The following is a 12,642-nucleotide window of genomic DNA, read 5'->3' on the forward strand; positions in this document are numbered from 1 at the left end:
TTTTGGTAGCGCAGGTGTCAGCCAGCGAGTTACATTCGGACCTCCCCAATTCTTTAATTACAGATCAGTTTTTAAATAGTATATTTTTATTTAACTCAAACGATCAAGTAAATATTTACAGGCGTTCAGTATTAAAATACACAGTAGGCCCCCTTAAAAAAATATACTTAGCAGTGAATTTTATTGCGGATGTATTGCTTGAGATGATTACCAGGTAACAATCGTCAGCTTTTTTTATTTCCACTTTTAGCTTCGATGTTGTTGGTATATTTTCCATTAAGAGATTTTTAATTTCTCCGCAATCCAAACCTATGCGACAAGTGTTGAATTTATTTTTCAACCACTTTTCAGGAATAACATCTGGAATTTCATCTATATCAAATCCAATAGTTATGTTATTTCTATCGTTATCTATACTTATGCCGGAAAGTTCAACGACACTGACTGGCACGGGAGTGCTAAATACCTTGCCTAGAAGGACGGCACCATCCAGATCGTTCCAGAACTTCATTTTCTTTCCTTAAAATAGAAATGGTCTCTTGCCCCGCTGACCTTACCGGTTCTAATTTTCTCGATTGGTCTTAGATTGAGGTGAGCTGGTTGGTCACCTATATTTCCTGGCGCAAAAAATTTATGACCGGCGCTATGATCTTGAATGATGATTTTTGAACCATCGGCACGAGTGAATTGATACTCCCTAGTCATAATAGGCTTACCTTCATTATTCAGAATGCTTTCATTGTTTTTGCTAGTCATTCTCGCGTATTTATACTGGCCAGTCTCGCCTGTTATAGGGTCGTATATAGGGTCAGGCTGTTGTGTCCTGGGTATTCCCGCCTCAAGCTTAGCCTGCTTAAAAGCACCGTTTCGAGAGACCTCGGGAGGACTCAGTTCATTTGGCCGCTCGCACGCTGGGGTATCTTTCCCGCCGGGACACCTAGCACTCAACCCCAACGGATCCACCCACCCCGTGGGGTTGGGCACGTACTGGTAGCTGTTCAGCCCACCCGCCAGTTTGATCGGGTCGGGGGTCAGGTAGCGGCCGGTGTTGGGATTGTAGTAGCGATGGCGGTTGTAGTGTAGTCCGCTTTCTTCGTCGTAATACTGGCCCTGAAAGCGCAACGGGTTGATGACGTCTGCAACATCAAGCTTGAGTACGTTGCCGTAGGCGCGGTAATGGGACGACCAGACGATTCGTCCGCTGTGGGCAGTGAGTTCTTGCGGGGTGCCGAGGTGGTCGAGTTGGTAGTGGTAGATCTGTGCGTTTTTACCTTCGCCTTGTAGCAGGGCCAGGGGTTTGAAGGTGCCCGGCTCGTAGAGGTAGCTGCTGTAGTGGCTGAGGCCGTAGCGGCCTTTTTGTTGGGCGCTTTCGGCGATCAGGCGTTCGCCTTGCCAGATGAATTGGGTGGTGGTGCCGTCGACTTCTTTGGCGATGCGTCGGCCAAAGGGGTCGTAGCGGTAGGTCACTTGGCTGCCGTCCGGCAGGGTGATGCCGATCAGCCGGTGTTGGCTGTCGTAACGGTAGTGGCGGGTCAGGCATTGGCCTGCGCCGCGTCGTTCCTGGCGGAGGTTGCCGTAGGCGTCGTAGTCAAAATGGCTGTCGCCTTGCATCAGCAGGCGGTTGCCTTTGATGTTGGCGTAGCTGCCGTGTCTGCGGACCTCGGTGCTTTGGTCGAGCAGGTTGCCCGCCGGGTCGTGGATGAAGTGTTCGGGGTGTTTGCCGCGCACTTCGGTCAGGCGGTCGAGCGGGTCGTAGGCGTAGCTTTTTTGCCCTTTGCGGCTGTCGCTGAGCAGGCTGAGGTTGCCGTTGGCGTCGTATCGGTAGTTGCGTCGGTACAGCGGGTCGGCGTCGATGTGGCCACGGGCGTTCAGTTGGCTGACGGCGTGGTCTTGCAGTCGGCCTTGTTCATCGTATTGGTAGTGGCTGACCAGATGGCCTTGTTGGCGAATGGTTTCCAGACCCGCTTCGTAGCGGTGGCCGGTGAGGCGCTGGCCGTTGAGGTCGATGGCTTTGAGGGCGCCGCCTTTTTGGTAGTGGTAGTGCAGGCGGTTGCCATCAGGCAGGCGGCAGTCGCTGAGTTGGCCGAGTGTGTCGTATCGGTAGCGCAGGGTGGCCCAGCCCTGATGCTCGCTGATGAGGCGATCTTGCAGGTCGTATTCGTAGGCCAATGGCCATTGATCGTCATCGACAGCGGTGAGGCGGCCCAGGGTGTCGTAGGTGTAGGTGATTTCGCTGCCGTCGGGCAGGGTTTTGATCAGCAAGCGTCCGGCGGCGTCGCGCTGATAGGCGGTTTTCAGGGCTTCGGTGTCGGGGTGGTCGGCGTCCGGGTAGTCGGTTTTTTCCAGCAGGTGGCCGTTGAGGTCGTAGGCGTAGGCGGTTTTGCGGCCGTCAAAACCGATTTCCTGGCGGATCAGGCCGTTGGGGTGGTACTCCAGCTGGTAGTGTTCGTGGCGTTCGTTTTCGATGCCGGTCAGCAGCAGGCGGGCGTTGTCGTAGCGGTAGTTGAGCTGGCTGCCGTCCGGGTTGATGCGGCGGCTGATCAGGTGCAGGTTGTCGGCGTATTCGTAGCGGGTGATGTGACCGCGTTCGTCGCGCTCGGCAGTGACTTTGCCGTAGGCGTTGTAGCTCCAGGCGCGGGTTTTGCCGCCGGGCAAGGTGGTTTGGATCAGGCGGTTGGCAGCGTCCCATTGGTACTGGGTGATGGCGCCGCGTTCGTCCTGCTGGGTGATTTTTCGACCCTGGGCGTCGTAGCGGTAACGCCGTTGCGTGCCATCGGGCAGGGTTTCGTCGAGCAGTTGCCCGAGCGGGTTCCAGGTCAGGGTGTGCTGGCTGCCGTCCGGGTAATACAGGCCGCTCAGTTGGCCTTTGGCGGTGTATGTGTAGTGGGTGATGTTGCCGTCGGGGTCGGTCTGGCGGGTGATGTCACCTTGGGGGTTGTGTTCGTATTTCCAGCTCGCCAGGCCGCGTTGCACTTTGCGCACGTGGCCGTTGAAGTAGCTGTAGAACGTCGGCTCGGTCGCGGGCGGAATGAGTGCGGTGAGTTGCCCGGCTTCGTTGTACTGGTATTCGGTGACGGCGCCGAGCGGGTCTTTTTCGGCGATCAGGCGGCCTTTTTCGTCGTAGGCTTTGTGGTGTTCGGCGCCGTCCGGGTCGGTTTGGCTGATCAGCCGGGCGTTGTCGTCGTGCACATACACCTGCTGGCTGCCGTCACGGTTTTTGACGGTGACCGAACCGTTGTCATCCCACTCGTAGGTGGCGTCCATCTGCCCGAAGTTGGCCCAGTGACGGGTGCAGCGCGCCTGTTTGCCCGCGTGTTGCCACGCCCAGTAAAACGCCGCGCCACCGGCCAGTTGCCGCTCTTGAATGACGTGTTCGGCGTCGTAGCGGTAATGCTCGGTTTCTTGCAGCGCATTGCTGGCGCTGATCAGTTGCCCGGCGTCGTTGTAGCGGTAGCTGACCTGGGTATGCAGGGTGGTCCAGCGTTCAAGGTGCACGCGGTGTGTGGCGTGGTGAGCGTTAGAGCGCTCGGCAAATTCGCGGCTTTCATCGTAGTGCTGGTAGTCCACCGCGCTAAGGCGAGCGTGGTCATAACGCAACAGCAAGGCGCGCCCGGCGCCGTTATCGATGCGGTGCAGGCGCCCGTCGCGGTAGGTGATTTTGAGGCGATTGCCGTAGGCGTCGCTGATGGCCGACAGGCGCAGGTCGTTGAAGTGGTAGAAACGGCTGTTTTTCCCGGCGTGCGCGAGGATCAGTTCGTTGTCTTTGTCGCCCAGGTAAATCGCGGCCTTGGCCAGGCTGTTGATGATGGCCGGGCGTTGAGCGCTGGGGGGCGGAAAACGGGTCTGACGGTTTTCGTGATCGGTCCACAGCAGGTCGTCGCCATCGCGTTGCAGGCGATGGGACAACGTGTGGCTCCAGCCAAATCCCAGATCGCCGTTTATCTCGACGGCACTGGTGCGGTACAGGCGCGTCCACTCCAGTGGCAGCGCGCCGTCGAGCACGCCATCGGTCAGGGTCAGCAGTTCTTCGCCGGTGACCATTGAGACCGGACAGCCGTGGGTTTGGGTGTCTTTGGCCGGCTCAGCGGCTTTGTCGTTGGGGGTTCTGGATTGAGCGGGGGCGTCGTCGACGTGCTGGACGAGTTCGAGGGAGGTTTTCGCTTGAGGTTTGCGGCGAGCCGCTACGGTGCCGTCAGGAATGCGTGTGGCCGCGCTGGGTTCGTTCTGCGGGTTGATGTCCAGGTCAGCCTTCAACCCTGAATTCAGTCGCCCTTCACCCTGTAGCAAAATGGGTTTGCCTGCCGCGGCATGAGGGCCTGAATGCGCCTTGCTGGTGCGCATCAGCAGCTCGACAAAGTCCTCCAGCAGCCCGGTGGCCTTGGCCGCTTCGACGGCCTTATTGGCGCCCTTGAGGGACAGGCGTATGGCCAGGCCAGCACCGCCCGTCAACAGAATCCCCAACACGATACCGATCAGCACTTCGCTGGTGAGGCGCGCCTGTATTTCGCTGCGAATTGGCGGCGGCAACAGTTTCAGCCAGGCAATCATGGCCGAGAAGTAGGCCCACATCAGCGGTTCATCGCTGGCAATCAATAACGCTGTTTGCAGCGCCTCTTTGGAGGCCTTCAACAGCAGTTGGAGCTGCTCTTCAGTGAAGTATTTTTTTAGCTTTTCGTAGTTCTCTTCGGGATGGCTTATCAGCGTGAAGAAGCCGGTGATGTCATCCCACACCGCCAGCAGTGCTTTGATAAGGCCATCCCACTGAGCTTGCATCTCCATGCGGGCGCGGCCCAGTGCATCGGCTTGTTGGTGCGCTTGCCAGAGCGATAGATATTCCGTGTCCCACTGGGTACCCAGCCAACGGCTGAGGTCGTTGAGCACGGTTTTGTAAGAATCGAAAAATGCATCGATCTGTTCGCCCGTGATCTGCGGGTAAAAGGTGATCTGGTATTTCTGATTGGGCAGGCAGTCCTCGATCAGTTTGATACCGGAGTCGCCAATGAGCGTTTCAATGACAGGGCCGCCGCCTACGGGCACCAAACGCACACGGGTATTGCCGATGGGCACGAAACGCGTGGCTTCGAAGGCGTGGACCAAGGTCAGCTTGGCGTCCCGCTGACATTGGGCATAAAACACCACCGGCGCTCTGCTGTCCTTGTCGCGTGTTACCACTTCATTGCCGACGCGGAACTGTTGTTCTACGTCGAGCATGCCGCCGTACCAGGCATCAGCGTGGTCGCGGTAGCCTTCAAGGCAATGCGTCAGCTCGTTGAGCACCTGCTGTGGGTCAGGCTGGGTGGCATCGACGGACAGAAACAGGCTACCCAGAGGAATGAGGATCATGAGCAAGCCCCTTGCTGCACATGAGCCAGCAACAGCCCGCTGTCTTGGCGTTGTGAAGGGGATGAGCGCGCGTAGGGCGTGCTGATGGCATCTTCGCCAGTAAAACCATCAAGGGTCAGGCTGAAACGAAACGGGGGCTGTGAGCGTGACATCCGCGATTCCTTGCGCTGCGGTCGTCCTGATGTAACAAAACGTCAGGTTTTTCGGTGCGCAAGTGTGCAAGGACGGTGTAGAGGCTGGATGTAGGGCGAGTCTATGCCGGCCAAGGCTCTAGGCGAATATTGGGTAGGAGTTTGGAGGTGTTAGATGTAGTCCGCATTCGTGGAAGCGCAGGAGAATGAGGGTGTACGACTTTTCGCGTCACGGCTCTCTCGGCATCTGTGCCGGGAGAGCCACTTCACAGGCTGTTCAGTAGCAGCAACCTAAATAGCGATTTTCCACAGCTGTGATTCATCGAATAACCACGCTGTATTTTCTGCTTCCAGGGGCGGCACGACCAGTTCGCTGCCTGCGCCCGGCAGGCGTGGCACGGCACCCAACAGGCGCTGGGTGTAGGCGTGCTGGGGGCTTTCGAACAGTACGTCGACCGGCGCGCTTTCCACCACTTTGCCGTGGCGCATCACTAAGACTTCGTCGCTGACATGGCGTATCACCCCCAGGTCATGGGAAATAAACAGATACGCCAGCCCCAGCGCCGCTTGCAGGTCTGCCAGCAAATCCAATACCTGCGCCTGCACCGAGACGTCGAGTGCCGAGACCGGCTCATCGCAAATAATCACTTTCGGGTTGCTGGCAATGGCCCGGGCGATGGCCACGCGCTGGCGTTGCCCACCTGACAATTGCAAGGGCCTGCGCATGGCCAGTTCGGCCGGCAGGCGCACTTGCTCCAACAACTCGCTGATGCGCGCAGGTTGTTGCTCTGCCGTCACCCCCGCCACATCCAGCGCATCGGCAAGGATCTGGCCGATGCTCCAGCGCGGGTCGAACGAGCTCAGCGGGTCTTGATAGATCACGCTGATGTCACGTCGATGCACGCGGCGGTCTTTTTCCAGCACCCGCTCAGCACCAACGCCCGACCACGCATGGCCAAGAAACTGCACCTGACCGGCATCCGGCTCCAGCAGCCCGAGCACGATACGCGCGACGGTGGTTTTGCCCGAACCGGACTCTCCAACGATGCCCAGTGTGCGCCCCGCCCGCAGTTCAAAGCTGACGTCGTCCACCACCTGACGCGATTGCTGATCGGGGCCGATGTAGCGCTTGCCCAGCCCGGTGGCTTTGAGCAACACCGGCGAGTCGACTCCAGGGCGAGGCGCCACCGCCTGAGCGCTGCCTTGTGGCGAGAGGCGCGTACCCCGCGCATGTTCGGCGGGCACCGCGTCCAGCAACGCTTGGGTGTAGGGGTGACTCGGGTTGCGCAACACGTGCTGCATGGGCCCTTGCTCGACCACCACGCCGTGGCGCAGCACCAGCACTTCATCGGCCAACTGCGCGACCACTGCCAGGTCATGGCTGATGATCAGCAGCGAGTCGCCGCGTGCCTTGATCTCTTGCAGCACGTGCAGAATCTGCGCCTGTACCGTGGCGTCCAGCGCGGTGGTCGGTTCGTCGGCGATCACCAGGCCGGGGCTCATCGCCAGCGCACTGGCAATCAACGCGCGCTGACGCAGACCACCCGACAGTTGATCGGGACGCTGGCGAGCACGCAGTTCGGGTTCGGGCACGCCGACTTTCTCCAGCAACTCGATGACCCGCTCGCTGCGGCTGCGCCGATCCCCCCAGTTGTGGGTCTTGAGCACTTCAAGAATTTCCTTGCCCACCGGCCGCAAGGGATCGAGTGACACGAGCGCATCCTGCAACACAAAACCAATGCCTTTGCCACGTAACCCGCGCCAGCCGCGTTCGGACAACGCGAGCAGGTCCTGCCCGCCATAACTCAAGGTGCGCGCCGTCACTCGCGCCCCCGCACCAGCCAGGCCAATCAGGCTACGGGCGGTCACGCTTTTGCCTGAGCCCGACTCCCCCACCAACGCCAGGGTTTTGCCCGGCGCCAGGGTAAAAGACACATCGCGCACCACAGACTGGCCGCCAAATTCGATGGACAAGCCCTCGACGATCAAATGTTTGTCGCTCATGACAGACGACCCTCCAGACGTTGTTGCAAGTAACGGCCAGCGACTGTGGTCGACAGCGTGGTGAGGACGATGAACAGCCCCGGGAAGAAGGTCAGCCACCAGGCGTTGGCCACAAAGTCGCGGCCCATGGACAGCATGGTCCCCCACTCCGGCGCTGGCGGTGGTGCACCCAGGCCCAGAAAACTCAGAGCCGACGCCCAGACAATCGCCTGACCGACCCCCATGGTCAGGGTCACGATCAGCGGGCGCATGGCATTGGGCAGCAGTTGGCGCACGATGATCCGCCACGTCGAGTGGCCAAGGGCAACAGCCGCTTCGATGTAGCCTGCGTTACGCACGGCCAATACCTGACCGCGCACCATCCGCGCATAGCCGGGTGCCGTGCCCAGTCCGGTGGCGACAATAAGTGGCCCGATACCGCTGCCAAATACGGCAACAAACAGCAGTGCGAGTATCAGGCTGGGGAACGCGAATAGGATTTCCAGTAGCCAGTTGACCCCGCGATCCAGCCGAGGCCCGCCGAGCCCGCCCAGCAGTCCCAAAACAATCGCGATAGACATGGCCAGCGCAGTGGCCGCCAAACCGATCAACAACGACTGGCGTGTGCCGTAAATCACCCGCGAAAAAATATCGCGCCCCGACTGATCGGTACCGAACCAGTGGCCCCATCCGGGAGGATGAAACGCGTCATTGGGCACAATCGCCAAGGGATTGCTGTGGGCAAAGAGTTGCGGCACCAGCGTCGCGATGATCACAAACAGCAAAAATCCAAACGCCAGCAGAGAACCCAGTCGTACTTTACGGGCTGCTCGCTGCACCCGAATACCGGGTAATGGGGTCTCCAACGTCAGTGCGCTCATGCTGTTTTCCCCTGTTGGCGAGGGTCGACCCACAGGTACAACAGGTCGACCACAATGTTGGCCAGCACATAGACGGCGGCGACCGCCAGACTGATGCCGATGGTCAGCGGCAAGTCCTGCGCCTGCACCGCCTGATACAGCTGACGGCCCAATCCCTTGCGTGAAAAGATCACTTCAATCACCACCGCACCACTGATCAACGCGCCGATGGCCCACCCTGACAATGAAATCCCGGGCAATACGGCATGCCGCAGCGCGTGCTTGAAACGCACGGCCGTCTCACTCAAGCCGCGTGTCCGGGCGGTCAGAACGAAGGGTTGTTCCAAGGTGAATTCCAGAGACTCACGGGTCACTTGAGCGATAAAGCCCGCGAGCGGAATCGCCAGCGCCAAAGACGGCAACACCAACGTGCGCCAGCCATCGCTACCGGCTGGCGGGAACCAGCGCAAACCAAAGGCAAACACCGCCAGCAGCAAAATACCGATCCAGAAATGCGGCAATGCGCCTGATACCGTTTCGGCCAGCGATGCCAGATTGGACACCCAACGCCGACGCCCCGCGGTGAGTACGGTCAGCAGCAACACCAACAGCCAAGCCAGCAGCAGCGAGGTAAAGGTCAGTTGCAGCGTGGCCCAGGACTGCTCGGCCAGCACCTTGGTGACAGGCAAATGTTGAGAGTAAGAAACCCCCAGATCGCCCTGAACCAGACGGCCCAGATACACCAGGTATTGAATCGCCAGAGGCTTGTCCAGGCCGTATTCACGGGTGGCTTCGGCGATGGTTTCCGGGGTGGGGTTGGCGCTCGGCCCACCGAGGATAGCCAGCACCGGATCACCCGGTATCAGGCGCAGGGCAAAAAAGGTCAGGGTGGCCACAGCCCACAGCACCAGCACCCCACCGGCCAGGCGCCACACGGCACGCCGCCCCAATTGCGCCCAGCGTTCGCGTTGCGGATTCACGGCTTCTACTTGGCTCATATATTCACCCTTTTCATTTGTTGACCCAGGCGTCATACAGATAAGTCACCGCCAACGACGGCTCCAGCCGCACGCCCTGAGTGGTCTTGTAGATGCCCAAGCGTGAGCTTTGCGGGTAGGTGGTCAGTTGCAGGTATTGGCTTGAGGCGATCTGCTGAGCCTTGTAATACAGCGCACGCCGCTGCTCAGAATCTTGCGTGGCCAAGGCTTGCTGGATCAGGCCGTCGAACGTCGCGTCATTGAAGCCCGCAGTGTTCTGGTGATAGCCGCCGACACCGGCAGGGCGAATGAATTCAGAGCCAAAGATGATTCGCAGCACGTCAGCGGTATTGGTGTTCCAGTAGCCAAGGCGGATGTCGTAGTCCCAGTCAGCCTGGCGTTTGGTGGCTTGAACATCACTCATCAGCTCGACAATGAGCTGGAAACCGGCTTGGCGCGTGGTCGCCTGAACCTGCTCCCAGAGCGTGACTTCCGAAGGCGGCGTTCGATTGCCCATCACCACATGCACTTGCAGGCGTTTGCCGTCACGGGTTCGGTACCCTTCGGCATCGCGCCCGGTCCAACCGGCTTCATCCAGCAGTTGGGCGGCGCGAGCCGGGTCGTAGTCCTGAGCGTGTTCGAAATCCGGACTGTAGAAACGAGTCGCCGAACTCAGCGGCCCACCTGCACGCGGGAACTCATTGAAGTACACACTTTTGAGTGCGCCCACGACATCGGCACTGCGCACAAAGGCTTCACGCACCTTGAGATCATCGAACGGTGCGCGGGTGATATTCAGCGTGCCGTTGGTCGGGTTGCCGGGGCGCAACGCAACCAGCATGGTGAGGTCGGGATTGCGCCGCGCAGCCTCATGGGACTCCGGCGGCAATGCCTCAATCACATCGACCTCCCCCGCTTGCAACGAGGCGAAACGAATAGACGGTTCTTGAATGAACTTCCAGACGATCCGCTCCAGCCACGCTGGGCCTTGATGCTTGGCGGTCGGTGGCGCCCAGTTGTAATCGGGGTTGCGCACCAGTTCGACCTGGCTTTGACGGTCCCAGCGGACAATCTTGAACGGGCCGCTGCCGACCGGACTTTCACAGTTTTCGTCACGCGAGCGCAGCAAGGCGGTGGGCGACTCAATACCCAGGAAACCCTGCGCCAGCACTTCCAGAAAGGCCGCGTACGGCGTGGCCAAATGCACCACCGCCGTGTGTTCATCGACCACGTCAGTGCTGCGGTATTGACGGATATAGCCGCCTGCCGTGCTCGACTGAGTTTTGGGGTTGGCCATGTGATCGAGGTTGGCCTTGACCGCGGCAGCGTTGAACGGCGTGCCGTCAGTAAAGTGCACGTCATCGCGTAAATGGAAGGTGTAATCCAGGCCGTCGGCGGACACCTCCCAACGCGTGGCCAGCCACGGGCCGATTTGACCTTGTGCATCCATCGACACCAGCGAATCGAGGTATTGCTGACCGATGAACACCTGCGGCATGTCACCTGACACATGGGGGTCGAGGCACGTGGGTTCGCGGTCGGTGGCGTAAATCAGCGTTCCGCCACTGACCGGCTTGTCGCTGCGGGCGACGGTTGACGTTTGTTGACCACAGCCGATCAACACAGAGCACAGGGTCGCGATACCGAGCAATGGAAGGCGTCGAAGAGAGGGGGAGTTATCGCGCATGAGGGCCTGCTGCCTTAAGTCCGGAAACAAGGCTATTGCACAAGGCATGCCGGGTTTTTTACCCGCTAAACAGGTGTGAATTGGCGTGGGAGGGGGGTAAAAAGCAACAGTGTGTGCAGCGACTGTTGGGGAGCCAACAGTTGGGATGTAACGCCGTACGTTTGTGTAGGAGCGAGCTTGCCTCGCGATCTTTTAAAAGATCAAAAGATCGCGAGACAAGCTCGCTCCTACGGAGGCTGCTATTGCGGGTTTACCGGGTAAATCGCAACGGCTTGGCGGGCTGCTGCAACAGCGCCGGGTCGCGATAACGGGCGCCGAAATGATCATTCGGCAAGCGCGTCTGCCCTGCCCCAAACAAGCGTTCGCGAAGGGTTTCGCCTTCGTTATAACGCTCACGAAAACGGCCCCGACGACGCAGTTCCGGGATCACCAGTTCGATAAAGTCACGGGCAGTTTCGAACGACAGGTACTGGCGCAGGTTAATCCCGTCGATGCCGTCGACATCCAGCCACTTTTCAATTTCATCCGCCACCACCGTCGGCGTTCCGGCCACGAAGAATCGCTCTCGGTTGAACCCCGAAAACTGTGCCAACACCGTGCCCACGGTCCACTCGGGCTTATAGCGCTGCAAGCTCTCCCAGCCCTCAACCTTGAGCTCGATCAAATCACTGATCAGCGCATCCTTGGGGTAAACCGTGAGATCAATCGCTGACTGCGCATGGGCCAGTGACGCTTCAACGCTCATCAACTGACGGTAGCTGTCGAGTTTGCGACTGACCTCTTCATCAGTGCGACCCACAATGACCCCGGCCATGACGATGAATTTCAAGCCCGCCGGGTCCCGCTCATGGGCGATGGCCTTGTTGCGCATGGCCTGGATGTTGGCGCGTACCTCTCGGGTGTCCAGTCCGCCTGTGAAGACCACTTCGGCATGTCGACCGGCAAACTCGATTCCGGCCGGTGAACCGGTTGCCTGAAACAACACCGGCGTGCGCTGCCGCGAGGGCTGGCACAGGTGTGGGCCAGCCACACGGAAATGCTCGCCAACGTGGTTGATGTAGCGCACTTTTTGCGGGTCGGTGTACACGCGCTGCTCGCGGTCCTGGATCACCGCGTCATCGTCCCAAGAGCCCTCCCACAGCTTGTAGAGCACATCCAGGTATTCATCGGCGATTTCATAGCGATGGTCGTGGACCACCTCGGTGGCATGCCCGAAATTGCGCGCAGCATTGGGCAAATATGAGGTGACGATGTTCCAGCCGACTCGGCCCTTGGTCAGGTGATCAAGGGTGCTCATGCGCCGGGCAAAGGCAAACGGCGGCTCGTAGGTGGTCGAAAAGGTCGCGCCAAAGCCCAGGTTTTTGGTCACTGCGGCCATGGCCGGAATCACCATCAGCGGGTCGTTGCTGGGGATTTGCATGGCTTCGCGCAATGACGTTTGCGGGCCGTCGCGAAAACGGTCGTAGGTGCCGATCACGTCCGCCAGAAACACCCCGTCGAATGTCCCGTACTCCAGCAGTTGCGCAAGTTCGGTCCAGTAATCCAAGTCGTTGAAGCGGTGTCGATTGTTCTCGGGGTGAACCCACAAGCCGTGAACGATATGGCTCACGCAATTCATTTCAAACAGGTTGACGTGCAGTTGCTTGGGCATCGCCCGTACT

Annotated in this window: 8 protein-coding genes; all 8 read right to left on the reverse strand. The window is 59.3% G+C overall.

Features of this window, described 5'->3' with window-relative positions:
• Positions 1-115: 115 nt before the first annotated feature.
• Positions 116-511: an Imm50 family immunity protein gene (locus tag RHM56_RS15570; protein WP_322233612.1), complete on the reverse strand. Its 396-nt coding sequence runs from the start codon at positions 509-511 to the stop codon at positions 116-118.
• Positions 508-5,343 (reverse strand): RHS repeat-associated core domain-containing protein, encoded by a 4,836-nt coding sequence (locus RHM56_RS15575; protein WP_322233614.1) that lies wholly within the window; start codon positions 5,341-5,343, stop codon positions 508-510. The genes RHM56_RS15570 and RHM56_RS15575 overlap by 4 nt, the downstream gene beginning before the upstream one ends.
• Positions 5,340-5,495 carry a hypothetical protein gene (locus RHM56_RS15580; protein WP_322233616.1) on the reverse strand — a complete coding sequence of 52 codons (156 nt, stop codon included), beginning with the start codon at positions 5,493-5,495 and terminating at the stop codon, positions 5,340-5,342. Before RHM56_RS15580 ends, RHM56_RS15575 begins: the two co-directional genes overlap by 4 nt.
• Positions 5,496-5,765: 270 nt before the next feature.
• On the reverse strand, positions 5,766-7,478 hold the full coding sequence (locus RHM56_RS15585) for an ABC transporter ATP-binding protein (protein WP_322233618.1): 1,713 nt from the start codon (positions 7,476-7,478) through the stop codon (positions 5,766-5,768).
• On the reverse strand, positions 7,475-8,338 hold the full coding sequence (locus RHM56_RS15590; protein ID WP_322233620.1) for an ABC transporter permease: 864 nt from the start codon (positions 8,336-8,338) through the stop codon (positions 7,475-7,477). The genes RHM56_RS15585 and RHM56_RS15590 overlap by 4 nt, the downstream gene beginning before the upstream one ends.
• Entirely contained in the window at positions 8,335-9,315 is a 981-nt protein-coding gene (locus RHM56_RS15595; RefSeq protein WP_322233622.1) for an ABC transporter permease, read from the reverse strand. The genes RHM56_RS15590 and RHM56_RS15595 overlap by 4 nt, the downstream gene beginning before the upstream one ends.
• A gap of 13 nt (positions 9,316-9,328) precedes the next feature.
• On the reverse strand, positions 9,329-10,981 hold the full coding sequence (locus RHM56_RS15600) for an ABC transporter substrate-binding protein (RefSeq protein ID WP_322233624.1): 1,653 nt from the start codon (positions 10,979-10,981) through the stop codon (positions 9,329-9,331).
• A 250-nt stretch (positions 10,982-11,231) separates the two neighbouring features.
• On the reverse strand, positions 11,232-12,632 hold the full coding sequence (locus tag RHM56_RS15605) for an LLM class flavin-dependent oxidoreductase (RefSeq protein WP_322233626.1): 1,401 nt from the start codon (positions 12,630-12,632) through the stop codon (positions 11,232-11,234).
• Positions 12,633-12,642 lie beyond the last annotated feature (10 nt).

It is taken from the genome of Pseudomonas sp. CCC3.1, from assembly GCF_034347405.1.
GTDB lineage: Bacteria > Pseudomonadota > Gammaproteobacteria > Pseudomonadales > Pseudomonadaceae > Aquipseudomonas.

Coding starts and splice junctions, on each gene's coding strand:
- RHM56_RS15570 (WP_322233612.1), bottom strand. CDS start 511: ATGAAGTTCTGGAACGATCTGGATGGTGCCGTCCTTCTAGGCAAGGTA.
- RHM56_RS15575 (WP_322233614.1), bottom strand. CDS start 5,343: ATGATCCTCATTCCTCTGGGTAGCCTGTTTCTGTCCGTCGATGCCACC.
- RHM56_RS15580 (WP_322233616.1), bottom strand. CDS start 5,495: ATGTCACGCTCACAGCCCCCGTTTCGTTTCAGCCTGACCCTTGATGGT.
- RHM56_RS15585 (WP_322233618.1), bottom strand. CDS start 7,478: ATGAGCGACAAACATTTGATCGTCGAGGGCTTGTCCATCGAATTTGGC.
- RHM56_RS15590 (WP_322233620.1), bottom strand. CDS start 8,338: ATGAGCGCACTGACGTTGGAGACCCCATTACCCGGTATTCGGGTGCAG.
- RHM56_RS15595 (WP_322233622.1), bottom strand. CDS start 9,315: ATGAGCCAAGTAGAAGCCGTGAATCCGCAACGCGAACGCTGGGCGCAA.
- RHM56_RS15600 (WP_322233624.1), bottom strand. CDS start 10,981: ATGCGCGATAACTCCCCCTCTCTTCGACGCCTTCCATTGCTCGGTATC.
- RHM56_RS15605 (WP_322233626.1), bottom strand. CDS start 12,632: ATGCCCAAGCAACTGCACGTCAACCTGTTTGAAATGAATTGCGTGAGC.